Origin of the sequence: Sulfurospirillum cavolei, from assembly GCF_001548055.1 — a bacterium.
In the GTDB taxonomy this organism is placed as follows: Bacteria; Campylobacterota; Campylobacteria; order Campylobacterales; family Sulfurospirillaceae; genus Sulfurospirillum.
Genome location: NZ_AP014724.1, coordinates 1944155 through 1969641, shown reverse-complemented (window position 1 = coordinate 1969641; position 25487 = coordinate 1944155). Strand labels below are relative to the sequence as shown.

At 45.5% G+C, this 25487-nt stretch carries 25 protein-coding genes; 9 read left to right on the top strand and 16 right to left on the bottom strand.

The window, feature by feature from the left end:
• The 5 genes from UCH003_RS09910 to mobB form a co-directional block, all read right to left on the bottom strand.
• Window positions 1-1011 (bottom strand): hypothetical protein, encoded by a 1011-nt coding sequence (locus UCH003_RS09910; protein WP_060826400.1) that lies wholly within the window; start codon window positions 1009-1011, stop codon window positions 1-3.
• On the bottom strand, window positions 1008-2945 hold the full coding sequence (gene metG, locus UCH003_RS09905) for a methionine--tRNA ligase (protein ID WP_060826399.1): 1938 nt from the start codon (window positions 2943-2945) through the stop codon (window positions 1008-1010). Before metG ends, UCH003_RS09910 begins: the two co-directional genes overlap by 4 nt.
• A gap of 152 nt (window positions 2946-3097) precedes the next feature.
• Entirely contained in the window at window positions 3098-3295 is a 198-nt protein-coding gene (locus UCH003_RS09900) for a hypothetical protein (protein WP_060826398.1), read from the bottom strand.
• Window positions 3285-4124, bottom strand: a complete 840-nt coding sequence (locus UCH003_RS09895; RefSeq protein ID WP_060826397.1) for a class 1 fructose-bisphosphatase — start codon at window positions 4122-4124, stop codon at window positions 3285-3287. The genes UCH003_RS09900 and UCH003_RS09895 overlap by 11 nt, the downstream gene beginning before the upstream one ends.
• A gap of 1 nt (window position 4125) precedes the next feature.
• The gene (gene mobB, locus UCH003_RS09890; RefSeq protein ID WP_060826396.1) at window positions 4126-4623 is read right to left on the bottom strand and encodes a molybdopterin-guanine dinucleotide biosynthesis protein B; all 498 of its coding nucleotides are present in this window, start codon (window positions 4621-4623) and stop codon (window positions 4126-4128) included.
• Between the two features lie 77 nt (window positions 4624-4700).
• Here mobB and UCH003_RS09885 point away from each other — a divergent pair, with 77 nt between their 5' ends.
• Window positions 4701-5189 carry a hypothetical protein gene (locus tag UCH003_RS09885; RefSeq protein ID WP_039675926.1) on the top strand — a complete coding sequence of 163 codons (489 nt, stop codon included), beginning with the start codon at window positions 4701-4703 and terminating at the stop codon, window positions 5187-5189.
• On the opposite strand, the gene UCH003_RS09880 is transcribed toward UCH003_RS09885, so the two are convergent.
• The 7 genes from UCH003_RS09880 to UCH003_RS09840 all read right to left on the bottom strand — a co-directional run bounded on the left by UCH003_RS09880 (window position 5131) and on the right by UCH003_RS09840 (window position 12901).
• Window positions 5131-6723, bottom strand: coding sequence for a lytic transglycosylase domain-containing protein (locus tag UCH003_RS09880; RefSeq protein ID WP_231964769.1), 1593 nt, complete (start codon window positions 6721-6723; stop codon window positions 5131-5133). The genes UCH003_RS09885 and UCH003_RS09880 overlap by 59 nt on opposite strands.
• 25 nt (window positions 6724-6748) lie before the next feature.
• Window positions 6749-7045, bottom strand: a complete 297-nt coding sequence (locus UCH003_RS09875; RefSeq protein ID WP_082006823.1) for a YggT family protein — start codon at window positions 7043-7045, stop codon at window positions 6749-6751.
• Window positions 7042-7878, bottom strand: coding sequence for a glutamate--tRNA ligase family protein (locus UCH003_RS09870; RefSeq protein WP_082709187.1), 837 nt, complete (start codon window positions 7876-7878; stop codon window positions 7042-7044). Before UCH003_RS09870 ends, UCH003_RS09875 begins: the two co-directional genes overlap by 4 nt.
• Window positions 7878-10118 carry a glutamine--tRNA ligase/YqeY domain fusion protein gene (locus tag UCH003_RS09865; RefSeq protein ID WP_060826393.1) on the bottom strand — a complete coding sequence of 747 codons (2241 nt, stop codon included), beginning with the start codon at window positions 10116-10118 and terminating at the stop codon, window positions 7878-7880. Before UCH003_RS09865 ends, UCH003_RS09870 begins: the two co-directional genes overlap by 1 nt.
• A gap of 314 nt (window positions 10119-10432) precedes the next feature.
• The gene (locus UCH003_RS09855; RefSeq protein ID WP_060826391.1) at window positions 10433-11107 is read right to left on the bottom strand and encodes a hypothetical protein; all 675 of its coding nucleotides are present in this window, start codon (window positions 11105-11107) and stop codon (window positions 10433-10435) included.
• A gap of 178 nt (window positions 11108-11285) precedes the next feature.
• Window positions 11286-12472, bottom strand: a protein-coding gene (locus tag UCH003_RS09850; RefSeq protein ID WP_144440965.1) for an IS3 family transposase whose coding sequence is annotated in 2 segments (ribosomal slippage) — window positions 11286-12181 and window positions 12181-12472 — 1188 coding nt in all. Because the reading frame shifts where the segments join, the coding sequence is not laid out codon by codon here.
• A gap of 51 nt (window positions 12473-12523) precedes the next feature.
• Window positions 12524-12901 (bottom strand): response regulator, encoded by a 378-nt coding sequence (locus UCH003_RS09840; protein WP_060826390.1) that lies wholly within the window; start codon window positions 12899-12901, stop codon window positions 12524-12526.
• Window positions 12902-13032: 131 nt separating this feature from the next.
• On the opposite strand from UCH003_RS09840, the gene UCH003_RS09835 reads away from it, so the two are divergent.
• From UCH003_RS09835 to UCH003_RS09805, 7 genes are all read left to right on the top strand, one after another.
• Entirely contained in the window at window positions 13033-13671 is a 639-nt protein-coding gene (locus tag UCH003_RS09835) for a Crp/Fnr family transcriptional regulator (protein ID WP_060826389.1), read from the top strand.
• A 232-nt stretch (window positions 13672-13903) separates the two neighbouring features.
• On the top strand, window positions 13904-14437 hold the full coding sequence (nrfH, locus tag UCH003_RS09830; protein ID WP_060826388.1) for a cytochrome c nitrite reductase small subunit: 534 nt from the start codon (window positions 13904-13906) through the stop codon (window positions 14435-14437).
• Between the two features lie 120 nt (window positions 14438-14557).
• A complete protein-coding gene (gene nrfA / locus UCH003_RS09825) occupies window positions 14558-16105 on the top strand; it encodes an ammonia-forming cytochrome c nitrite reductase (protein ID WP_060826387.1) in 1548 nt (515 codons plus the stop codon).
• A gap of 101 nt (window positions 16106-16206) precedes the next feature.
• On the top strand, window positions 16207-18594 hold the full coding sequence (gene ccsA, locus UCH003_RS09820; protein ID WP_231964838.1) for a cytochrome c biogenesis protein CcsA: 2388 nt from the start codon (window positions 16207-16209) through the stop codon (window positions 18592-18594).
• Entirely contained in the window at window positions 18578-19228 is a 651-nt protein-coding gene (locus UCH003_RS09815; RefSeq protein ID WP_060826385.1) for a hypothetical protein, read from the top strand. Before ccsA ends, UCH003_RS09815 begins: the two co-directional genes overlap by 17 nt.
• A 17-nt stretch (window positions 19229-19245) precedes the next feature.
• Window positions 19246-19911, top strand: a complete 666-nt coding sequence (locus UCH003_RS09810; RefSeq protein ID WP_060826384.1) for a Crp/Fnr family transcriptional regulator — start codon at window positions 19246-19248, stop codon at window positions 19909-19911.
• A gap of 8 nt (window positions 19912-19919) precedes the next feature.
• The gene (locus tag UCH003_RS09805; protein WP_060826383.1) at window positions 19920-21296 is read left to right on the top strand and encodes a type IV pili methyl-accepting chemotaxis transducer N-terminal domain-containing protein; all 1377 of its coding nucleotides are present in this window, start codon (window positions 19920-19922) and stop codon (window positions 21294-21296) included.
• Between the two features lie 20 nt (window positions 21297-21316).
• Here UCH003_RS09805 and UCH003_RS09800 read toward each other — a convergent pair whose 3' ends face one another.
• The 4 genes from UCH003_RS09800 to UCH003_RS09785 are packed head-to-tail and all read right to left on the bottom strand — an operon-like array spanning window position 21317 to window position 24795.
• The gene (locus UCH003_RS09800; protein ID WP_060826382.1) at window positions 21317-22027 is read right to left on the bottom strand and encodes an LrgB family protein; all 711 of its coding nucleotides are present in this window, start codon (window positions 22025-22027) and stop codon (window positions 21317-21319) included.
• On the bottom strand, window positions 22024-22371 hold the full coding sequence (locus tag UCH003_RS09795) for a CidA/LrgA family protein (protein ID WP_060826381.1): 348 nt from the start codon (window positions 22369-22371) through the stop codon (window positions 22024-22026). Before UCH003_RS09795 ends, UCH003_RS09800 begins: the two co-directional genes overlap by 4 nt.
• Window positions 22372-22414: 43 nt before the next feature.
• Window positions 22415-23734 carry a TIGR04283 family arsenosugar biosynthesis glycosyltransferase gene (locus UCH003_RS09790; protein ID WP_060826380.1) on the bottom strand — a complete coding sequence of 440 codons (1320 nt, stop codon included), beginning with the start codon at window positions 23732-23734 and terminating at the stop codon, window positions 22415-22417.
• Entirely contained in the window at window positions 23716-24795 is a 1080-nt protein-coding gene (locus tag UCH003_RS09785) for a phosphotransferase (protein ID WP_060826379.1), read from the bottom strand. Before UCH003_RS09785 ends, UCH003_RS09790 begins: the two co-directional genes overlap by 19 nt.
• A 223-nt stretch (window positions 24796-25018) precedes the next feature.
• Between UCH003_RS09785 and UCH003_RS09780 the strand changes: the two genes are divergently transcribed.
• Window positions 25019-25459, top strand: coding sequence for a rhodanese-like domain-containing protein (locus UCH003_RS09780; RefSeq protein ID WP_052435265.1), 441 nt, complete (start codon window positions 25019-25021; stop codon window positions 25457-25459).
• Window positions 25460-25487: the final 28 nt, after the last annotated feature.

Sequence of the window (25487 nt, the reverse complement as noted above, 5' to 3'; positions counted from 1 at the left end):
TTAAAAGAGGGTCGGTTGTCGTGTCATCGCCGTTGTGTAAAACGGTTCAAAAGACTCTTTGTCGCCTGAAATCAAAGCGTACGAAAAACGCATGCATGCCAGTGTCTCTTTTAGTTTTGCATACGTTTTAAAACGGAGCGTCCTAAACATGTCGGTCGGAAGCGTAAAATCGCTTATTTCCGGAAGGCAGAGCACGGTCGTCGAAGGATCGACGCAATGGGCAAGGTAGGCAAGATGCTTGGGCACCAAAGAGACATCAGGCTCGAAAATCAAAGCACGATCGCTCATTCCGAACTCTTTTTTTGCAAGCGAAGGTGTCACAAACTGCGGGTAAAAATGCTCGCAAAACGTGAGTTGTTCCACGGCGTACGCCAAAGAGTGTTCGTCGCAAAAAGACAGAAGCGATAAGCACTCTTCGACGTAATGCGCCGGCAATTTTTGTTCGTGTAGGTAACGTTCGCGATAGTGAAACGAGCTTAAAAAAATACCTTTAGCGTTCACCGGTACGAAAGGCGATAGTGCGGTTTGGACATGTAGAATATCGGGTGCGATTTTAAAGGCGAGGCCATCGTCGCTCATATAAAAAGCGTCCTCCTCTTTAGCTTGTAAGATCGTTCGTGCGATGAAGAGAAGATCGCCTTTGAGCCGTTTTAACTGTTTAGGCGTATGCAGATACTCGAACAAAGAGGCTTGGATCGGCGAAAACAAAAAAAGACGCAGATGCTTTTCGTTGATGAGGTAACGCAACAATCGTACCAGCGTCGTTTCGATACTATCGACTTCGATCCATGCGCATTCGGTGTCTTCATCGACGTAAGAAAGCGTGCTTAGCACGGCATAAGCACCTTTGTCGATAGCGGCATGCAGCGTTTGTCTGGAAGCTTGGGTATCGATAAAAAGATCGCCCGACATCAGGCGTGAAAGCTCAAATTGAATCGAAGCAAAAGCATCGACGGGCGGTTCGGTTCGAAGCCTACCGTCGACGATGCGGACGAAATTTTTTATTTTCATCCAACGGATGCGCCGTTTGCGCGCGGTTTTTCAGGGCGAATCAGGCAGAGTCCCTCTTTGTCTTTAGCCGCTAAAAGCATTCCTTGGCTGAGCAAGCCTTTGATCGTTGCCGGTTTGAGATTGGCGACGACGCACACTTGGGTGTTGATAAGCGATTCTGGCGTATAGTATTCTCGAATGCCCGCAACGATTTGGCGCGGTTCATTTTCTCCGACGTCGACGGTAAGTTTTAAGAGTCGATCGCTACCTTCTACAACACTAGCTTCCAAGATTGTTCCGATTTTGAGCGAAGTCTCAAAAAATTGATCAATCGTAATGATCGACTCGGCTTTATGTTCTTTTTTGGCATTTTTTACCGGTGTCGGCGTCGCTTCGAGGGCAGGTGGCGTGGGTTGCGCCATCAACTCTTCTTCAATGCGCGGGAATAAAGGCGGTACTTTTTCGATGGTAAACGTGTCTAAAAAGTCTTTGCGAAGCACAAAACGGTCGTATGCGGCCGTCGTAATTTCAAAACCGAGCGCACGGGCGATCGTCATTGTCGTTTTAGGCATAATCGGATGCAATAAAATGCTCACGCGTGCCAAAATATTGGATACCAGCGCGACGAGTGCTAAAGCTTGGTCGATTTTGCCTTCTTTGATTTTAACCCACGGTTCGTGGATCGTAATAGCTTGGTTCGCGATACTGAGGGTTTTCCAAAGCTCTTCCAAATAGCGGTTGGTTTGCATCTCTTGCAAATAGACTTCGACGTTGTTTAAAATCTCGTCAACCGCTTTAAGTTCTGCCGTATGAAAGGTTTCGACGTCTTTGGACGTAACGATGCCTTCGCTGTATTTGCCGCTCATACCGATGATACGGTTTAAAAGATTGCCCAGTTCGTTTCCGAGGTCGGAGTTGATACGATCCATTAAGGCTTTTTGGCTAAAATCGCCGTCTTGTCCGAAGGGCACTTCGCGAAGCATAAAATAGCGGAAATTTTCCAATCCGTATGCGTCGGCGACCTCTTTGGGATTGACGACGTTACCTTTACTTTTGCTCATCTTCTCGCCGTTGCGCGTCCACCAACCGTGTGCGGCGACATGTTTGGGTAAAGCAAGCCCTAAGCTCATTAAAAATGCCGGCCAATAGATCGCATGGAAGCGCAAAATATCTTTTCCGACCAATTGAACGGTTGCGGGCCAAAAGTGCATATTCTTTTCGTCGTTACCGTATCCTAAGGCGGTGACGTAGTTTAAGAGCGCATCCAGCCAAACGTACATCACGTGTTTGCTATCGTTCATGGAGGAGGGAAGTTTGATGCCCCAGTCAAAACTCGTACGCGTAATGGAAAGATCGCGCAAACCTTGTTTTACGAAGCTGATGACTTCGTTTTTTTTGCCTTTGGGAAGGACGCATTTTTCGTCGTTGTTGTACCATTGGATGAGGTCTTCTTGGTATTTGGAGAGTTTAAAAAAGTAGCTCTCCTCTTTGACCAAGCGTGTGAGCTTGCCGCAGTCAGGGCATTTGTCTTCATCGACCAGTTGCGTGTCGGTAAAGAACGTCTCACAACTGACACAGTAGTGACCCTCATACTCGCCTTTGTAGATGTCGCCGTTTGCGAACATCACTTCAAACGCTTTTTGAACGCCCGCTTTGTGCTCGGCATCGGTAGTGCGGATAAATTTATCGTAGCTAATTTCAAAGCTATCCCATAAAGCGCGGAATTTTCCGCTGATTTCGTCGGCATAGGCCTGAGGCGTTTTGTTGCGCGCTTTGGCGGCTTCTTCGATTTTTTGACCGTGTTCGTCGGTTCCGGTTAAAAAGAACGTTTCATAGCCCTTCAAACGATAATAGCGCGCCATCGTGTCGGCGATAATCGTCGTGTATGCATGTCCGATATGCGGTACGTCGTTGACGTAATAAATAGGGGTGGTAATATAAGCTTTTTGGGACATCGTTTTTCCTAGTTAAAAATTGATTAGCATTTTACAAAAAATATTTTGCAAAGACTTAGAGCACCGAAGGTGCGCGGGCATTTCGCTAAGAATTGCCCGATGTTAACGTAGTTTTTAAAGCTTTGCTTTCAAAACGTGTCAACACTATAAACTCAAAACTCAAATCCGCCGCCTTGACCTTTGGACATACTCTCGTAAACCGCTTTGACGTAGGCTTTGCGGATTTCGCATTCGAACATTTTGTCGCAGTCGCTACATGTCAAAACGTTTTGGGCATTTTGACATGCTTGAAGTTCGCTTTTTTTCTCTTGAAGCGTCTGTTCAAAAATATCGCTTACGTCACTTTGCATAGCACTGCTTAACGCGTTCTATTTCCGTTTGAGAGCCGAAAAAGCATGGCGTCGTATCGTGCGGATGTGAAGGCGTGAGGTCTAACAGACGCATTTTCCCGTCGATCGCGGCACCGCCGGCTTTCTCGTAAACGAAAGCAAACGGAAACACTTCGAAAATCATACGAAGCTTGCCTTTGGGTACGTCGCTGGTGGCGGGATACGAGAACAATCCGCCGCCTTTAAGCAAGATTTGGTGCAAGTCCGGAACCATACCGCCGGAGTAACGCAAGCGATAGCCGTCTGCGAAAATCGCGTCGATAAGGGCTTTATGGCGCGGCTCCCATCCCATTTGCGTCGCACCCGGTGCGTTGAGTTTGCCTTTAGCTCCCAGTTTGATCTCTTTGATCAAAACGAATTCGCCTTTTTGGTTCAAGCGGTAAAGCGTAACGTTTTCGTGCGCAATGACCAATTCGACGCGCGGTCCGTAGACGACGTAAACTGCCGCTTTGAGGTTTTTACCCGCAAAACCGCCTTCGTAAATACCGAAAATGGAGCCTACGCTTAAATTGACGTCGATAAGGCTCGAACCATCTAACGGATCGTATCCGATGCTGTAAATTCCGTCTCCATGTAAAGGGGTTTTTCCCTCTTTTTCTTCGCTGACGATCTCTTTGATGCAAGCGACTTTTGCAAACTCCTCTTCAATGATCAGATCGCTTTTGATGTCCAGTTTCAACTGCGTATCGCCCGTTGAATTGATATTTTCGGAGTATCCCGTATCGTCAAATGCGATGGCTTCTTTGATGCGTGCGGCGGAGCGTTTAATCGCTTCGTAAATTTCTGTCATGTTATCGTACCTTTTTAGCGTTTTGCATAATCCAAGCAACGACTTGCTCGGGGTTGTTTAAATCCAGTATCGTAATCGTCGAGGGGAGCGTATAATCGTTGAGGTTGACGGTTTCATCGACGGCGATGGCGTCGGAACAGTCAAAGTAACTTTCATTGAGTTTTCCTCGAAAAACGGCGATGCGCGGTAGCGGCAACGTTTTAAGCCCTTCGACGAGTAAAAAATCGAAATTGCCGAGCATTGCGATAATGTCGTCTAACGTTTTGTGGCGTTTTGAAAAAAGCGTCGTGCGCGTCGGAGATGTGACGACGACCTCCGCTCCCGTTTGCGAAAATTTCCAACTGTCCTTTCCCTCGACGTCGAAGTGTGCTTTGTCGCTTGGATCGTTTTTGACGATGGCGAGCGTATAATCGCGTTTTAAAAGTGCCGCCACTTTTAAAATGAGCGTTGTTTTCCCACTATCGGAGGGTCCGGTGAATGCCACGGCTAAAGACTTCATTTTTTCCTGCTTTTTATGTTATGATGACTTTTTAAAAAAACGTTTTATTATATCAAATAAAAATTGAGTCTAAATTGATGCAGCACAGAGTTTATCGTTTTATGGGAATCGCCTTAATAAGTTTCTCGATGTTCGGCTGTGCATCCAAACTCGTGGATGCCGAAAATGAAAAAGTTCTCGATTACAGTATGACCAACTCGAAAAAGTTGGAAATCGTCAACTCCGCAACCTCTAAAACATTCGTGACGGTCACGTATTTAAATCCTTTAACGCACGAAGACGTGAGCCAAGAGAGCGAAAAATTTATCGTCGGAACCTATTTGGCGACCGGCGATGGACCGACTCTGCCGATTATGTTGCAAAATTTTAAAATTAACGGGCAAAAGGCACTTTCCGTGACGCCCTTAGAACAAGGCGATCTTTTGTTAAAACTCGTACCGTCGTCCAATGGGTGGACGAAGTACGTGTTGGTCGAGGCTCCGAAAACCGAAACGATCAAAATGGAAATTAGTTTCGAAAACGATCGGTCACAGAGGGTATCAGCAACGTTTCAAAAAGATTTTTAATCGAAACGCTCTCTCCCAAAAGCTCGCGATAAACAACGTAGTTCGCGAGCACTTTTTTGCCGTATTCGCGGCTCTCTTCGTTTTGCATCGTCTCCAAACTCCAAAAAGGTTCATACGCTCCTTCCTTAAACGCTCCTCCTAGTAAATGACGCTTCGTAAAGCCGATACCGCCGTTGTAGGCATATGCGACGAAGAGCGGATGGTAAAGACTCTTTTCCAAGAAATTGAGGTGAATATTGCCGAACAAATAGGCGATATGCGGATGAAACATCGCTTTAATATCAAAATCTTCTATCTTCTCTTTTGCGGCAATGTCGCGTGCGACAAAAGGCATAAACTGCATCATACCCAGCGCGTAAGAGGTCGAAACCACCGAGGGGATAAAACGGCTCTCTTGTCTGGCGATCGCCAACATCAAGGCTTGGCGGTGCGTCGAATAGCCGGAGATCTCTTCAGGGTAGGGAATCGGATAGTAGTTTTTAGCGTAATGCGTGACGCGCTCCATCAAATAAACGTAATGCGGCAACGTATCGGCGTAACGAAAGCTCTGGGCTAGGTTTTGTACCTCTTCGCTTTTCATCGTATAAACGCGGTTCATGACACGCGGCCATGCAAAAGGATCGCTCACGTCAAAGCTCGGATGTGAGCCTTCAAAAACGGGCGAAACGATTTCAGGGAAGGGAAGTTCCAACGTTTCGCGCGCATAAAGCGAGTAGATATTGACGTCGCGACTTTGGGCGAGGCGTTGCAAGGTGTTGGCGTTTTTGGACGCAAGGTATTGCCAAAAAAGCGCTTTATCTTTCTCTTCTTGTTTGGAAGCACTCTCGATACTTTGTTCAAAAAAGAGCATCGCTTGATCGATTTGCGCGTATCGGAGTGCGTTGAGACCTAAATAAAAGAGCGTTTTGGACTTGACATGTAAGGAAGGCTTGAAGTGAAGAAGCGACTCTCGGAGCGTATCGAGTTTGTCGTTTTGCACGATGCTCATCGCAAAAGCGTTAAATTTCGGATTGTTTGAAAGGGCACTAAGGTAAGCCGAATCCAACGACGTTTGGTCGAAAATACCGTCTTTATACGCGGAGATGCTGCCGTTGAAAAGCGTTAAAAAAGCGTCGGGATTTTTGAGTGCCTCGGCGTAAACGTCGTCGCTTTGCATCAGTTTAACAATGGGAATCAACGTGCTTTTTGCCGAGAGTTTGGAAAGAATAATCGGCAATTGCGTTTTCGCTAAAGCACTGATTTTGTTGAGCGTAATGCCGATGTTAAAGCATTCGTTATCCTCTTTTAAAAGGGCGTTGACGTCCAAATCGACGCATTTAGAGATTTTCTTGTAGGTCGGATTGTCCATCTTTTTGGCAAAAAGATGAAAAAAACGCATATTCATCGTATGCACCGCGCCAAACAACGCTTTGGCTTCTTGCGGCGTTGTTTCGGGACGTTGCAGGTATTCGTAGATGTAAAAATCTTTCGCGAGACTTCGAGGCTTATCTTGAAAAAAGGCCAACGTCACGGGATCGCTTGCCAAAAGCGGCAAGCAAAAGCAAAGGCTTAGTACGAATCTATAAAGCATTGGCAAGCGCGAATAAGAGTTTTACGGCAAATAAGTCGATGAATTGTAACGCTAAAATGACGATAAGCGGTGCTAAATCGATACCTCCGATCAAGGTCGGAACGTAACGGCGAATCAATGCGTAAACGGGGTTCGTCAAGCGGTACAAGACTTGAACGATCGGATTGTACGGATCGGGTCTGACAAACGAAAGCAATGCCGCGATAATCACGATCCAAATATAGATGTTGATGACGGTATGCAATAAGGAGGCTAACGCTTCAACGAGAGTAGATAATACGATCATTTGAGAATCTCCTTCGGATATTTTTTAACATGTTGAGAATCGTCTAGTTTTTGAATATGTTCACGGTTGATCGCACGCAGCGTCTCCATTTCGAACGAAGTAAGAAGATCACTTTGCGGATCAAATGTCGCGATCATGGCTTCCAACGTAAGGATACGGTTTGGCATCAGCAGGTAATTGGCGATCGCTTCGGGTATGAAACCTTCGTCTAAAAGTCCTTGCACGCTCTGCTTTGCGTCTTGAAACGCCGGAACGTACGCGTAGTGCATCGCTTGATCGTACCCTAAGCTTTTGCGAATCCACTCCTCTTGAGGCGCGTTGCTTCGGTGGGCTTCTTCGTCGATAATCGTCGTAACGCCTTGGAGCATATCGTCGCACGCACGGGCAAAAAGTGGCGTGGGGTATTTGTCTGTTTTCATGATGACGAAGCTATCTTCGTCTTTTGTCCGTTTTTTCATGCGAAGGACAAACGGATTGGGGTTATTTAAAACCTCTTCGGAGCTTAAGTTTTCACATGTACCGTCGTAAGGGGTTTTGTTTTCGGGACAAAAACAGATAAAGGCTTTGTGTTGATCCAACAGTGTGGAGGCAAACTGGAGGTGGTATTTGAAATTGCGGCTTTGGTAGTACAACTGTGCGTACGAAATACCAAAGAGTGCCAACATATCCAAAGTATCGTGCTCTTTATCTTCAACGCCATGTCCTTTATCGGCATCGTCAACGCGCACGATAAAAGGCTCGTTGGCTTGCTTGGCGGCGATAAAATTTAACAGTGCCATACGAAGATCGTTAAGGCTTAGGTCACGCATCGGAGAAAATGACCATCGGTACATTATTTCAATGCCTCGCCCACGAGGGTATTCACTACGCTTGGGTTGGCTTTTCCGCCACTGTTTTTAAGTACCTGCCCTACAAAAAAGCCAAAAAGGTTGGTATTGCCCGCTTTGTATTTGGTGACATTATCGGGGTTTTTAGCGATCACCTCGTCGATCAACGGTTTTAAAAGAGCAGGGTCACTGATCTGTTTAAGCCCTTGTGTTTCGACGATGTGAGTCGGATTTTCGCCTGTTTGTGCCATCGTTTCAAAGATCTGTTTTGCGATCTTACTGGAGATCACCCCTTCGTCCATCATCGAAACCAATTCGGCGACTTCTTTGGCACCAAATTTCAGCTCAACCTCGCGTTTAAGTTCGCGTGCAACATCGTTGGCTACGATGTTGGCGATGCTGGTTGGACTCTTTACATGTAAAAGCGTTGCTTCGTAAAAATGTGACAGTTCAGCATCGCGCGCCAAGGTTTTAGCGATCTCATTGTTAAGCCCGCTTTTCATGTACGCTTCAAAACGTGCTTTTTCCTCGTCACTCATCGGGGCGACATCGCCTTCAACATGTGCTTTTTTGCTCTCTGTTTTGGGGGCAGATTTTGCGGTTTCACTCTTTTTTGCCCACGAGTCTTTGAGCCCTACGATCTTATTGAAGACAGGTTTTTCGTCGGTATAATCGATCGGGTCGGCGTAAAAATAGCCTTGGCGTTCAAACTGAAAACGCACGTCCGGTTTTTCGGTGATGACCGCAGGTTCGATAAGGGCATTTTTGATGACATGTAAAGAATCAGGATTAAGATCGTCCAATCCCTCCGGTGCATCGACTTTGTACAGACGCTCATACAGTCGCACTTCGGCTTTTTTAGCATGTTTGGCACTCACCCAATGAATCGCGCTTTTGGTTTTAATACCACTCATATCGGTGCCGCTTTTGGAGTCGGGGTGGTACACGGCTTTGATCTCAACGATCTTTCCGTTTTTATCTTTGATGACCTCTTTACATGTAAGAATGTAGGCATGCTTTAGGCGCACGGGTTGATGGGGCGTTAAGCGGTAATAGCCCTCAATCGGATTTTCTGAAAAATCGTCCCTTTCGATGTAAATTTCGCGTGAAAAAGGAAGTGTGCGCGAGCCAACTTTTGGTACATCGTGCGGGTAATACGATGCATCGATCTCTTCTTCGCCCTCGTAGTTTTCGATGACGACTTTAAGCGGGTCTAGCACACACATGACGCGCGGTACTTTGGGGTTGAGGTCATCCCTGATGCAAAATTCTAGCTGTGCCACATCGACGGTAGAATTGGCTTTGGCGATACCGATTTGCTCACAAAAATTGTTGATGGCTTCTGGCGTATAGCCTCTTCGCTTGTAGCCGGCGATAGTAGGCAAACGTGGGTCGTCCCAGCCGTTGACGTAATTTCCATTGACCAGTTCTAAGAGTTTACGTTTGCTCATGACCGTGTAGTTCATGCCAAGGCGAGCAAATTCGTGTTGGTACGGACGAGGCGGGGTGAGATCGAGCGCGTCTAAAACCCAGTCGTAAATGTCGCGGTTGTTCTCAAATTCGAGCGTACAGATGGAGTGCGTCACACCCTCGATGTAGTCTGATAAACAGTGCGCAAAGTCGTACATCGGGTAGATGCACCACTCATCGCCTGTTCTAAAATGGTGCGCGTGGCGGATACGGTATAAAAGTGGGTCGCGCATTTTCATATTGGCGGCACTCATGTCGATCTTCGCACGCAAAACATGCTCGCCATCTTTAAATTCGCCTTTTTTCATGCGCTCCAATAGGTCTAGGTTTTCTTCGATGCTACGATTTGCATACACGCTTCGGCGACCAGCTTCGGTAACACTTCCACGGTATTCGCGGATCGCTTCTTCATCTAGGCTATCGACGTAGGCTTTGCCCATTTTCACCAGTTGCACGGCATAGTCGTAGATTTTGGGAAAATAGTCTGAGGCAAAACGCACTTCACCTGCCCATGAAAACCCAAGCCATGTGACCGCATCTTTGAGCGCTTCGACGTAGCGCATGTCCTCAGTGGTTGGGTTGGTGTCGTCCATACGAAGGTTACACTTTCCGTGATAATCGCGCGCAATGCCAAAATTGATACCAATAGACTTCGCGTGTCCGATGTGTGGAAATCCGTTGGGCTCGGGAGGAAACCGTGTCGTCACTTCTTGATACTTACCGGATTTTAAATCCTCTTCAACTTTGACGCGTAAAAAATCTTTGCTCTCGCTCATGTTCTTCAAACCTTTTTGATTGATGACTCTTGCAAATCTTTATTTTATCAAGCGTTAGCGCTAGATGAATGAACAAGATTTAAGGAATAGGTTATTTTATCTTATGTGGGATTAAAGTATCTGTAATTAAGGAAAAGGATGATAGCCGAAACCGTTTATCGACGATGTTTATCGATAAAATTTATAATCAACGCTGACCACGATATTAGTACGATATTTACAAAAACTATCAACCAAAGGAAAGTATTCATATTCATGCCATTTCTCGACGAGAATTCAGAAGAGCACCTATCATGCTCTTCTGAGAAAAATCTTTAGCGTGTCGGTACGCGACTTGAAAGAGGCAACGGTTTATATTCGGGCATCATGCGGCAATCTGTTTTCGGATGCCATTTGGAATCAAGCATACCGCATTTTTGTGATATTTCAAGGGGTGACGGTTTTTTACCCGTTTCAACCCATGCCACAAGAGCATTCATTGCCGCAATATATTGTGCATCACTAAGATAACTGTGCTCTTTGTCGTTCGTATAGAGTTGTACCATCGTGCTAGAATGTCCTGCTTTTGTAACCGTTTCTTCCCACGTATCGGCAAGTTCGACAAAGGCTATAGGATCGTTGATCCCACGCATCGTAATGATAGGAAGTGCAATATCTCCGGTTGGATTCGTATCTCGACCAAAATCGGCAACAGCGGTTGGGTCAGCCTTATAACGAAGTACTTTTTTATTGAGTTCTTCATCGTTGGATGAACCGACATACTTGACATGTTCATTTCCGAACGGGTTACGTCCGTCTAATCGATTGAAAACAATATCTTGAAAATGTTGTGTCGCCCAAGCGAGATGCCCTTGAATACTTTTTTCAGGGATTTTTATGACGTTAACAATGGTTTTAAGATTTTCTTTTTGTTTGTCGGAACGCTCAGCTTCCGGTTTGTTAAGCCCTAAACACTCATTGACTCTTTGTGTTAGGTCTTCTTTACTCATTTTGGCATCTTTGGTTGCAAGACCTTGCCAAAGCGGATATTGAACTTCATCGGCACGCGGATGGTTTTTACAAATAGCCTGCCAAACGACTCTTAAATCAAGCCTAAAGTCGTAGGATTTTGTTCCGCCCGCTAAAACTGATCTGTCAACAGTTTATGATACACAGAAAAGAAAATGTCTAAGCACTGATGTTGTTTTGTAACAAGTATCTATTTTCAAAATCTACCGGAGATAAATAGCCATTACTTGAGTGTAACCTCTGTCTATTGTAAAACACTTCAATATATTCAAATATTGCTTGATTGGCTTGGCTCCTTGTTTCAAATTTCATGTGATGTGTCAGTTCGGTTTTTAGCGAGTGAAAAAAACTCTCAGCAACAGCATTATCGTAACAGTTTCCCTTAGCACTCATACTCTGAACGATGCCATATTCCTTAAGTAAGGCTTTGTGAGCATCAGAAGCATATTGACTGCCGCGATCGGTATGCCAGATAACACCATGAGGAGGATTACGCTTTTTAAGTGCCATAAATAAAGCATCATTGACAAGCATGGAACTCATATGTGTATCCATAGACCACCCGATGACTCTTCTCGAATATAAATCAATTACAACCGCTAAATACAGCCACCCTTCTTGTGTCGGAATATAGGTGATATCGCCCACATACATTTGATCGGGCGTTGATGTATAAAAGTCTTGTTGTATTCGATTAGGGGCAATGGCATACGTATGATTGGAATTGGTGGTAAGCACTCTAAAACGACGTTTATTGCGACAACTGAGTCCTAATTTTTTCATAATCCTTGCAATTCGTCTACGAGAAACGATCAAGCCATAGAGTTGCTCAAGTCTTTTTTTTAGACGACGCGTGCCATAGGTTTGATAGGTTCCAAGAAAAATATCCTTGATCATCGTATTTAAAAAAGTATCTTCTTGTTTTTCAATACGAAGCCATCGATAATAACAGTTCCTTGATACCTCTAATATATGACACATTGATGCAACATTGAATTCGTTGCAATGCTCTTTGATCCAGGCGTACTTCAATGAGCTTCGTTTGCGAAGAACGCCGCTGCCTTTTTTAAGATATCTCTTTCCATCTTTAAACGGGCATTCTCTTTACGCAAGCGCTTGTTCTCTTCTTCCACGCTCTCTTTGGCATGATGGTTGATTGAAGAACGTACAATCATTGGAGATTCCAAATGATGCTTCTGACGATATTGACGTAACCATGCATATAAAGTCTTCTCACTCATCCCCAACTCTTTGGCAATTACCATCGCAGATTTCTCACTGTTTAATGCCAACTGTATCGCTGAATCTTTAAATTCTTGGGTATATCTTTGTACTCTCCCTGACATACGTTTATCCTCTTTATGATTTACAGAAATTCTATCATCTCTGTGTATCATTTAGTGTAGCCAGATCATTTGAACCACTTTGGAAAGTTTATGATAATCAAGAGGCTTGATAACATAGTCGCTAATTCCTAAAGGAATGCATTTGAGTAGTTTATCTTGATCGGTGTAACTGCTGGTAATAAAAGCGATCAATTTCGGGTAAAGCTTGCGCGCTTCAACAATAAGCGTATACCCATTCATATAAGGCATCACATAATCGGTAATTAACACATCGGGTTGAAAACGCTGCAAGTGCTCTAGTGCTTCTTTCCCGTTTTGGGCAAGTGTGATATTTTTGAAAAAATAACTTAAGGTATCGGCGGTATTATCTCTAACAATCAGATCATCTTCAACATAAAGAATCTGCAATTCAAAGATTTTTTTCTTCACGTTTGATCCTCGTATTCTCTTAGAATAATTATAACGTTTCAAAGTCATTTCAAAGTCATTTTGGATACTATCAAGAATTTCTAATTCTTATTTGGTTACGATAGGTTCAATCTTAACCGAAGGACGCACTAATGGATAGACTTCGAGATATTGCTATTTTTTCGCATCTGAGCGATACCCAACTTGAAAAACTGAAAAAAATCTCTTCGGTTAAAAAGTATCGTGCCAAAGAGATTCTTTTTTACGAGGGCGACGAGCCCGTATACCTTCACGTATTGCTTCAAGGTACGCTTAAAGTGTATAAAACCAACCATAAAGGTCAGCAGATCTTTTTGCATCAGTTTTATCCCGGAGGCTTGGTGGCGGAATTGGCGCATTTTGAAACTATTCCTTATCCCGCGACCGCGGAGTTTATGAGCGATAGCGAAGTGCTTCGCATCGACTACAAAGCATTGGAAAAAGATTTTTTCAAAAATCCCGACATCTCCTTTGAAATCATCAAATCGCTGATCGCCAAGCATAAAATCTTGATCGACGTGATCCAAAAAGAGGTTATTTTGACCGCCGAGGCGAAGGTCGCCAAATTTCTTTTGGAAAACGAAGAACTGTTTAAAACGCTTAAAAATACCCAAGTGGCTTCTATTCTCAACCTCACTCCCGAAACCCTCTCACGTACGCTTTCTAAATTCAAAGCTTCGGGATTGATCGAAGTCGGCGACGAGCATCATATTCGCATCGTAAATAGGGACAGACTTCAAGAAATGCTATAACTTTTTTCAATACTCCCTTAGCATTTTATTGACATAGGCCAAGGTTTTTTATCGGCTTTCTTTATACAATAACCCTATAACTTTTACTATATTGTTTGTTTAATAATAAATTAATAATAGGAGGTTGTAAGTCTTTGGATACAAGAAAGCGTTATATCTTGTATTTGGGTCGAATAAGGCGTTGTCGCTGATGTTTCGATACGAAGCGACATAGAATATCAAAGGAGGAAATGTGAAAAAGAGTAATTTCCTAAAGTACGCGGCACTTTTAGCTTTCGTCGTCGCCATCGGCTTTTTTGCCTATATGGTACATGCGTCTAAAGCGTTGTCGTATCTCTCCAGCGATCCCAAAGCCTGTATCAACTGTCACGTCATGAACACGCAATACGCGACATGGCAACACAGTTCACATGCTGGGAGGGCCGGATGTATCGATTGTCACTTACCGCACGACAACATCGTGAATAAGTATATCGCCAAAGCACGTGACGGGTATAACCATAGCGTAGCGTTTACGTTCAATACGTACAAAAATGCGATCAAGATTAGTGACGACGGTGCGAAGAGAGTTCAGGAGAATTGTATTTCGTGTCATGCGAGTTTAACCTCTCAAATGGTTAAAAATGCAGACGCCAACCACAATTATGACGATCCAAGCGTAGCAACGGGCAGACGTTGTTGGGAGTGTCATAAAGGCGTACCGCACGGCAAAGTCAGAGGTCTTACCACGACACCGAATAATTTGGGTGTTAAAGAAGTCCAATAGCTTTATTTTTGAAGCGCAATAAAAAGAGTTCTGCCTCAAAGAGGCAAGCTTCAGTGTATAGCGCAGCGTAGTTTTAAGAGCTTTGCTTTTAAAGCGTGTAAAAATAGAAAAGGAGAAATGATGATGAAGTTCAAAGTGTTACTTGTTGGCTCACTTGTCGCTATCGGGGCGATGGCACTACTTGCCGGCAATATAACGGAAAAAGAGAAGCAAAGAGTCGAACTTGCCAAAGCACCGAGTGAAGCAGGCATCGAAGGTAAAAATAAGAGCGAAGAGTGGGCAAAATACTATCCACGTCAGTTTGACTCTTGGAAAAAAACCAAAGAATACGACACGTTTACCGACATGTTGGAAAAAGATCCGGCCCTTAGCGTTATTTGGGCAGGTTATGCATTTTCAAAAGATTACAACTCTCCTCGCGGACACTACTATGCGGTACAAGATAACGTTAACGGCCTTCGTACGGGAGCTCCCGTCGATGCTAAAACGGGACCGCTTCCGACGGCTTGTTGGACATGTAAATCTCCGGATGTTCCTCGTTTGATCGAAGAAGACGGCGAATTGGAGTTCTTTACGGGTAAATGGGCAAAATACGGTTCACAAATCGTCAACACGATTGGTTGTGCCAACTGCCACGACGACAAAACGGCTCAGCTTCGCGCCAGCGTTCCTCAACTTAACCGCGGTTTACAAGCGGCAGGTTTGAAAACGTTTGAAGAGTCTACCCACCAAGAAAAACGCTCTTTAGTCTGTGCGCAATGCCACGTAGAGTATTACTTCCAAAAAACAGATTGGAAAGATGCTAAAGGTGAAGCAAAAACGGCGATGGTCGTGACTTATCCATGGCATAACGGTATCGGTAAAGAGGGAAATGCCGGCGTTGAAGGGATGATCGAATACTACGACAAAATCGGCTTCTCCGACTGGACGAACACCCTTTCTAAAACACCGATGCTCAAAGCGCAACACCCCGATTTCGAGTTTTGGAAAACCGGAATTCACGGACAAAAAGGCGTTTCATGTGCAGACTGTCATATGCCTTATACGCAAGAAGGTGCGGTTAAATACTCCGATCACCAAGTCTTGATGAACCCGCTTAAAGCGATGGATCGTACATGTATGAACTGCCACAGAGAGAGCGAAGAGAAACTTAAAGGCATCGTTCATCAAAAATACGAGCGTAAAGAGTTCCTCAATAAAGTCGCCTTGGACAATTTAGGAAAAGCACACCTTGAAACGGCAAAAGCGATCGAAGCGGGTGCTAATGACGACGAGCTTAAAGAGATTCGTAAACTCATTCGCCACGGTCAATTTAAAGTCGATATGGCGATCGCGGGTCACGGAAACTTCTTCCACGCTCCCGAAGAGACCTTACGTTTACTTGCCGCAGGTAGCGACGATGCTCAAAAAGCGCGTATCAAATTGGTCGGCGTACTTGCTAAACACGGCGTGATGGACTATATCGCTCCGGATTTCGATACCAAAGCCAAAGCGCAATCTTTAGCCAAAGTCGATATGGCGGCACTTTCAGCCGAAAAAATGAAGTTTAAACAAACGTTGGAACAAGAGTGGAAAAAAGAGGCGAAAGCCAAAGGTAGAGCCAACCCTGAGCTTTACAAAGATGCCGATACGATCGATAACGGTAAATCTTCTTGGAATAAAAAGTAATCTACTAAACGAAGGGGAGTTTTCCCTTTCGTCTTTTATGTTATACTAAAGCCACTTACGTCGAAGCTATTTTCGTATCACATAAAGGCAAATCCGTGTTGATGAAGATATTAGGCTCGTACAAAACCATGCTTTTTCTTTTAAGCTTTCTTGCGTTGGGAGCGGCGGCGGCGACGTTTATCGAAAATGATTTCGGTACGGCAAGCGCACGCATGTACGTCTACAATACGTGGTGGTACGAAGCATTGCTGGCCGCGACGTGTTTAAACCTCGCGCTGGTCTTAGCGCGTACGAGAATGTACCTTTTGCATCGTGCCAAATTTATCTTTCACGTTGCGTTGATCGTGATTGCGCTCGGTGCGGGATTGACGCGTTATTTCGGTGTTGAAGGGGTGATGAAAATTCGTGAAAACGCCACGGTCGATTTTATCGTCTCGAATGAAAAAAGCGACATCATCAAACTGCCCTTTGCTTTAAAACTCAACGATTTCGTTTTGGAACGTTACTACGGAAGCTCTGCACCTTCGTCGTATGAGAGCAACGTCACGGTAATCGACGGCGATCGACGTTTCGACGATACGATTGCGATGAACCGCACGTTGGTCTATAAAGGCTACAAATTTTTTCAAACTTTTTACGATCCCGACGAAAAAGGAACGATCCTTTCGGTGACCAAAGACCCCGGCACGGAAGTGACGTACGTCGGATACGCTTTGTTGTTTTTGGGTTTGATGTTAAATCTGTTCGATCCCAAATCGCGTTTTAGAATCCTCATCGCGCAAGCCCAAAAAAGTATGTTAAGCCTCGTTTTGCTGCTCATAAGCACTCAAATACCGCTTTTTTCGCAAAGCGACTACGTGCAAAACTATTTGAACGAGCATCGCGAAAAGAGCCTTGAGGTCGCGAACGCTTTTGGGAAAGTCGTCGTGCAGTCGCGCATGGGACGTATGAAACCGTTTGATACTTTGGCGCAAGAAGTGCTCTACAAACTAAGCGGTAAAAGTACGCTTGAGGGTATGAGCCCGACGCAAATTTCGTTAGGCATGCTCTCGCATCCGAGTTTATGGAAAAAACAGGCGATGATTCAAACGAAAACGCCTAAGCTTCGTGCCTTGATCGGGATTGCGAGCGATCAAAAACTGGCGTCTTTTGACGATTTTTTTGACGGATACCGCTACAAACTCGAAACCGAACTTCAAAAAGCGTTGGAGATGAAACCTTCGCATCGGGGCGTTTACGAGAACGATTTGATTAAAACGGACGAGCGTTTGAGCATCGCTTTTATGCTTTACCAAGGCGTTTTGTTTAAGATTTTCCCGATTCCAAACGACGCACACCGTACGTGGGTTGCTTTTGAGCAGATGTTTGCGCAAATTAACGTCGAAGAATCACAGGCTTTGCAGGAGAGTTCGACCGCCTTTATCGAAGCGTTGTTTGCGCGCGATTACGACAAAGCTCTTTTACATGTCGACACGTTTACACGGTTTCAAAACCGATACGGCGCGGACGTTATGCCCTCAAAGACGCACATCAACGTGGAAATTTTTTACAATAAACTGATGCTTTTCGAGCGTTTAACGCTTGCGTATATGGCGGTGGGATGTTTGTTGTTATGCGTTGCGTTCGGTCGCGTTTTTGCGCCGAAGTTTTTTACATGTCGGTTTGATTGCGTGCTTTTTGGCGTCGTTGTCGCGCTCTTTGTCTTGCATACGCTCGGCTTGGCGTTGCGCTGGTACGTCAGTGCGCACGCGCCCTTTAGCGATACGTACGAATCCATCGTTTACATCGCGTGGTCGTGTCTGCTGTTTTGCATGCTCTTTTTGCGCCGCTTTATGTTCGCGCTTGCCGGATCGGTAATGATGGCGGCGATTTTTATGTTTACGGCGCATTTGGGGCACATCGATCCGGAAATTACGAACTTGGTTCCGGTGCTAAAATCCTTTTGGCTCTCCGTTCACGTGTCGATTATTACCGCTAGTTACGGCTTTTTGGCTTTGGGATGCGCGCTGGGTTTTTTCACGCTTATTCTCTTTACATGTAAGCCTTCCGAATCGATCGTTCGCCATATCAAACACCTCACGCTGATCAACGAAATTACCTTGATTATCGGGTTGAGCCTTTTGGTTATCGGCAATTTCTTAGGAGGCGTATGGGCGAACGAATCGTGGGGTCGGTATTGGGGTTGGGACCCTAAAGAGACGTGGGCGTATATTTCGATTATCGTCTATACGATCATCTTACATGTCAGGCTGCTTCCCAAGCTCTACTCGCCGTATCTCTTCGCCGTTTTATCGCTTTTGGGATTTAGCTCGATCGTGATGACGTATTTCGGCGTCAATTTTTATTTGGCGGGCAAACATTCGTACGCTTCGGGCGATCCGGTTCCCGTACCTCTTTGGGTGTACGCCTGCCTTGCGGGAACGCTAGCCTTGATCGTCGCATCGTATCCTCATAAAACTTTAAAGGAAAATCATGAAACTACTGTATAGCATTTTAGTCGCACTTGCCTGTTGCGTCGGACTCCACGCGGGCGATATTTACGAAGGCGTCGTCGTCGACGTGATGCAAGGCGGCGGTTACACCTACTTGCAGATCGACGATACGAAAAAACGGTATTGGATCGCGGTTGAGGGCGTTTCGCTCGATAAAGGTACGGAAGTCCGTTTCCAAGAGGAGATGAAGGCTAAAAATTTTGAAAGTAAGGCGTTGGGTCGCACGTTTGACGAGTTGGTCTTCGCTTCCAATCTTCAATACCGCACCCACGTTCAAGAAGCGGGAAATCTTGCGTTGATCAACGCGTACGTCGAAGTATCGCCTTATCGGCAAAACGGTACGCTCAGCGTGAAAGAGGCGTGGGAACAACGAACGCAATTGAGCGGTAAAAGCGTTACGATTCGTGGCAAAGTCGTCAAAGCCTCTTCCGCGATTTTAGGACGCAACTGGATTCACATCCAAGACGGTACGGGCGAGAACCGTGAAGTCGGACGCATCGTTTTTACGTCTCAAGAATTGCCCAAAGTCGGTGATATCGTGACCGCGACGGGTATGGTTGCCGTTGACAAAAATTTCGGTTCGGGGTATATTTATAAGATAATCGTTGAAAACGCAACGTTTACAAAATAACACCCAAAGAGTCGCAGATGGCATTAACCGAACATGCCGCCTTAATCGCTCATTTGCCGATTTTTCAGTCGCTCGAAGAGGGCGACATCGAAAAAATCGCGCATTTTAGCGGGGTCAAGCAGTACCAAAAAGGCGACGTTCTTTTTTACGAGAAAGACAGTAAAGACGCGGTGTATTATATTATCGACGGGTCGGTTAAATTTTACAAAGTCGATCGTTTCGAAAACGAGATTTTCTTGTACAAACTTTTCTCAAAATCGTTGATTTTCAACGTCTCAAAACTCATCGATAGCTTTTTTATCAGTTGTTACGCCAATGCCGAATTTTTAGAAAACAGCACGGTTTTGAGCATTCAAAGCGCGCCGTTTCGCGAGATGATCTACACGAACCATCGCCTTATGACCAAAATCCTCGAAGAGTCCTTTAAGATGATTCAGCAAATGCAGTGTATTATTAGCCGCGACGTCGTGTTTGACGGAACGGCGAAAGTCGCGCACATGTTGATCAACGATCTAGAAACTTTTAATGCCCTCAAAAAGCATGAAATCGCTTACATGTTGCACATTCAACCCGAAACGCTTTCACGCATTTTAAACAAACTAACGCGTAACGGTGTGATCGAAATCGACAAAAACAACGTCGTGATTTTGAACACGCAAGAACTTAAAGACATTTACGAATAGGCAAAACGATGATGACACCTAAAACCATCAGTACCAAAATGAAGCTCGCCGGAGGGCTGCTTTCGTTCGTTATTATTGCCATCATCTCGTTAACCGTGATGATGAATCAGATGAGCAAAAAAGACGCTTATATCATCAATATCGCCGGCAAACAGCGTATGCTTTCGCAAAAAATGAGCAAAGAAGTCTTCTTTATCGTGCATCGTCAGGGGAACGATTTTCGTGAACTCAACACCGCGGTCGGGCTTTTTGAAAGCAGCCTGAACGATCTGCTTTACGGCAACGATGCCAAAGGCATTTACGCGCCGCAAAACGAAAAAATCCAAGCCAAACTCGAAGAGGTTATGGCGTATTGGAAGCCTTTTAAACAAGAAGTCGAAGCCTTGAAAAGCGGCATCGAGTCGATTCGTTTGGATACCGAAGTTTTAACGCCGCGCATCGAAAAGCTTTTGTTCCTCTCCGATGCGGTCGTGCAACGTATGGTCGGTGCCAATTTGAGTAACGTGCATATCGATCTTTCGGGTCGTCAACGTATGCTCTCTCAACGTATGGGACTGTACGTTAATCGCTATTTGCGAATGGCAAACGCGCAAGACTTGGTTATTTACGCCGACGCCAAAGCCTTGTACGATAAGACGATTAAGGGCTTTTTGAACGATCCCGCCGTACAAAACGATCCGAAAGTCTACGGAGTCGTGAAAGAGACGAACGCGTATTGGGAAGAGTATGTTGTTTTTCTGGAACGTTTGATCGAAAAAGAGACGCAGATCAACCGACACCTTGCGTATATCTACGAAAAAAATATTCAGCTTTTAAATGCAATGGACGAGGCGGTATGGCTCTATACCGACCATAGCGAACATAAAAACGATCTTTTCTTAAAGTTCCAATACATCGGCTTGTTGATCGGTTTGGTGATTATCCTCTATGCGTTCGTGATGACCAAAGAGGTCATCGAGCATCTGGAAGGTTTTGTGCAAAAAGCCAAAGAGTTGGCGCAAGGCGACGTTAACATCGTCACGAAACACCATCTCAACCTCTCTTCCAACAGTGAAGACGAGCTTCAAGAAGCTTCCACGCACATTTCCCAATTCGTGCAAAAGGTCAACCTCGCGATGCAAGAGAGCGAAGACGCGCTTAAAAAAGCCGAAAACGCCGTGTCGCAACTCCAACAAATCGCCGAAGAGGTCGAAGACGCGATTGAGGGTATGGGCATCGACGAAAACGAAAAAAAGACATTCGATAAAAACGTCAACGCCACCGAAGACATCGCGATCCAATCGGCGGAAAACCTCATTCACGTCAATAAAATGCTTCAAAAGCTCAAAAAGAGCCTCAACCAAATGGTCGAAAACGGCACGACGGAGGGCAAAAAAAGCGAGTAAGCTTAATGCTTACATGTAAGCTATAAAAACTGGGTCACAAGCGGCAGGAAAACAGCGATAAACACGCCCACGAGTCCCATCGCCAAGGCTGAAAAGGCGGCGGCGTTTTCGCTGATCTCAAAGGCTCTAGCTGTTCCTACGGCGTGCGAGATGAGTCCGAGTGCGAAACCTTTGGCGGCGTCGTGTTTGATCTTTAAGAGCTTAAACACAAACGTCCCAAAGAGTGCTCCCAAAAGTCCTGTGATGACGACAAATCCGATGGCTAAAGAGGCGTTGGCTCCGATGTCTTGCGCGGTGATCAGCGTAATGGGTGCGGTAACCGACTTCGTGGTCATCGAGAGCATCGTAATTTTGGAAGCACTCAAAAGCCATAAAATACCCACAGCACTTAAAATGGTAAAAATGCCACCGGCAAAAAGCGTGATGCAAATAGGCAAAAGGTACGCACGAATCAGTTTGAGGTTTTTGTATAAGGGAAGAGCAAGTGCCACCGTAGCGGGTCCTAGAAAAAAGTGCAAAATGCTGACCGACTCAAAATACTGTTTGTAAGGAATTTGCGCCACGATAAGAATGGGAAGCATAATGACGTATGCGATCACAATAGGCTGTAATAACGCATGTTTGCCCGTTTTTTCATAAATCAAAATCCCCGCTTTATACGCACTGAGCGTGACGATAATCCACGTTAAAGGCGTACTCGTGATATATGCGATGAGCGCATCAAAATTCATCGTTCTTCCTTTTTCGAAATGAGAATATCCATTAGCTTAGCACTAAAGGCTAGGGCTAAAAATGTTCCGACAATCAAAGAAGCCAGAATGGCAACCAGTTCGTTTGAAATCGTCTCCACCTGTGTGATGATGCCCGCCGCCGCAGGAATTATAAACAACGGCAAATAGCGCAAGAGCCAAAAAACGGCATTGTCAAGCGCGTGAAAGCTTCCCTTGCGTATCACTAAAAAAAGCAAGAGTAAAACCATACCGATGATGGGGCCTGGGATTTTAAGCTCAAAAAGTTTGCTGATGCACTCTCCCGCAAATTGAAAGAGCAAAAGGGTCAAGATACCGTGTAACATGGCTTTCCTAAAGGGTGGTATGAAAAAGATGATTATACAAAATTTAGTCCCGATGTGCTCGATAGCGTTTGATGAAACGCTTCGGAGAGACGCCTAGCCAAAATAAAAAGCTTAAAATGCGGTTGCGAAGCGTCGTGTACACAAAGCCTTCTTGATGCCATCGTCGCGAAGAGGTCAACACCGTTTCGCTTCGTATGACGATCGGTACATGTTGCTTTTTGAGGCGTCGCATGATTTCCACGTCTTCCATCAACGCAATGTCGGCAAAACCGCCTTGTTCGCGTAGAAACGGCGTCGAGAAAAAGAGGGCTTGGTCGCCGTAGGGAACGCGTGTCAGTTTTGCGCGAAGATTGGCGGCGTTTTCGATAAAACGAAACCACGGATGCGCATCGTCGATCGCCAATGAAAACGCTCCCGCACACGTGACATGTAAGGTTTCTTCGACCAAGCGATCCCAAGCGTCGGGAAGCAGCGTGTCCGCATGTAAAAACAGCACGGTTTCTCCTTGCGCCATCAAAAGCCCTTCGTTCATCTGCGCGGCACGCCCTTGTCGGCTAAATCCGATGCGAACGTTTTCCAATGCCACGGCATCGACGGTGGTTCTCTCATCGGTGTCGACGACGATGATTTCGATGGAAGCCGTTTGCGCTCGCTGACGCGTTTGATCAATGATCTTTCGTAATCGCTCATCTTCGCGATACACGGGCAAGACGACGCTGATGCGCGGAAGCGTTTTTAAGAGGGCTTGCGCGTAGGTATGAAACGAGGAAGAGGCTTTAAAAGCAAGGGCTCTGAGGTCGTCCAAGGTATCAAGGTCGTGAAGCGTTTTGCCTTGAGCGACCACGAGAGGAAAAAGCGCATCGAGCGTTTTGGCAAAAACGTCGCTTTGCGAATAGACGATATGCTTAAATGCCTTGGGCGTGAAAGTCGTTGCGTGAAAGCCGATGAGGTAATAGCCGCCGTCATACGTCGGCGAGCAAATCGCATCGTGCGATGCAAGTGCATCAAAGGCTTCGTTTAAAAGCGATGCGTCGACGTCGGGAATATCCGCTCCGACCAAGACGACACGCTCGTAGCCTTGTGCAAAACAGTGCCGAAACGCGTTTTGCATGCGTGCTCCCAAGCCTTCGCCTTCTTGAAAAAAGAGACCGAAAGAGCCTTCAAACGGCGGTATGGCGTGTTGAGCGTCGCCGTAAGCGATGAAGCGATCGACGGTTTCGTCGACTTCAAGTGCCAAAAGCCGTTCGCACAAAAGCGTGTAGCATCGAGTCGCCGCTTGGTTGCCGATGCTTTTTGCAAGGCGCGTTTTGACGTCGCCTTCTTTGGGAGCTTTGAGAAAATAAATTAGCGCGTTTTGGGACATAAGCGACGCTCCACGCGTGCGAGAAAATCTTCAAGCGATTCTACATGTAAGCATGCTTCAACCAAATCGATCGCCAAGGTTTCGCTTAAGGCATATGCTTGGGCCTTTTGCGATACGTTCGGTAAAGCTTCGAGCGGCTTGGCTTTCGCCGGAACGAGCAAGCGACGGTACAACTCCGCACCGCAAAAACCGACGCTTTCGCGTAAAAACGCTAACGAGATGGTGTGAGCACGTGCCTCAAAACCGCGAAACAAGGCTTGTATGCGTTTTGTGTAGTGCACTGCTTGATCGCTACAATAGGCATGAATTTCATCAAAAAGGATATGCGCGATCAAAACACCCGCGTCAAATCCCAAAGGACCGAAAAAGGCAAACTCCGCATCGATGATTTTGAGATCGTAGCCGTTTGTCATGACCGATCCCGTATGCAAATCACCGTGTAAAAGGTGCTCTTTGGCTTCTAAAAAACGCGTCCTAAGCCAAGCGATCGTCGCCTCGAAATGCCGACTTTTCGGGCGCGGCGTGAAGTAGGGTACGCGAACGAGGGCGGGGTGATCGGCGATATGGGGAAAGCAAAAAATATATTCGTCGCTGATACGCTTCAACGCCGCATTTTCGTAATAACCCTCCAAACGAGGCGGCGGCATATTTAAAAAAAGCAAAGCTAAAAAATCGCCCAGTTTTTCGTAAATGCGAAGCGGCACGTCGGAGCGGTTTTGCATCAAACGAAACTCCCGCAAATCTTCCATCGCAAAGCAAAAATGCTCCTCGTCGCACAGGTAAACGTGCGGCACGTACGAAGGCGCGATGGTTTGAAAATAATGCATCGTATGCATCTCCGCGCAGATACGTTCTTGCGTCAAAGCAAACGCTTCTCCGAGCATACGAAGGTAAGGCGGCGCATGTTTGATAATCAGCGAATTTCCGGATGCGCTTTGTACGCGAAAGATAAAATTTAAATTACCTCCACCGATTTCGTCAACATCGTAACGATCGTGCTTTAATACTTTTCCTAAAACGCTTTGCGCGGCTATGTAACGCGCAATATCTTCAACTGTCATACGAGAGAACGCTCCTTTTAAAACGACGGCACTTTTTAGATCAGTCAAGAAACGTTGACCGATTTAACCTCATTGTAAGTTACAAAAGTTTATCATTGTACCACATCATGTAACGGCTTAAGGCTTAAGCGTACATCAAAAAAGACATAACCTCCTTTGTGCTCTTCTTTGTCATACTCCCCTCTTTAGGCTCGTTACATGTCATTTCCTAAAGGAGCAATCCATGAAAATACTCGCGATAAGCGCAGTGGTATTGACGGCTTTGTTGACGCTCGGTTGCGGCGGTAAAGTCAAAGAAAATGCCAAATACAACTACATTACCGCCGACGAAACGGCAAAGTTGATGCGTGAGGACGCTTCCAAACTCGTGTTAGTCGACATTCAAGAAAAACCCGATTTTGAAGAGGAACATCTCAAAGGTGCTATTTCAACGTATGCCTATCCGGTTAAAACCGATGCGGAAAAAGCACGTTTAGCGGAGCTTTTGCCGAACATTAAACCCGATCAAAAAGTGGTCATCGTCTGCCCAAGAGGCGGCGGAGGAGCCGATAGAGCGTATGATTTTTACTTGGAAAAAGGGCTCAAAAAAGAGCAACTCTTTACGCTTAAAGGCGGTCAATACGAATGGCCGAGAGATAAAATCAAAGACGTTTTGGATAAATAAATTTCGTGCGGTTTCGTAAGAACGCGCA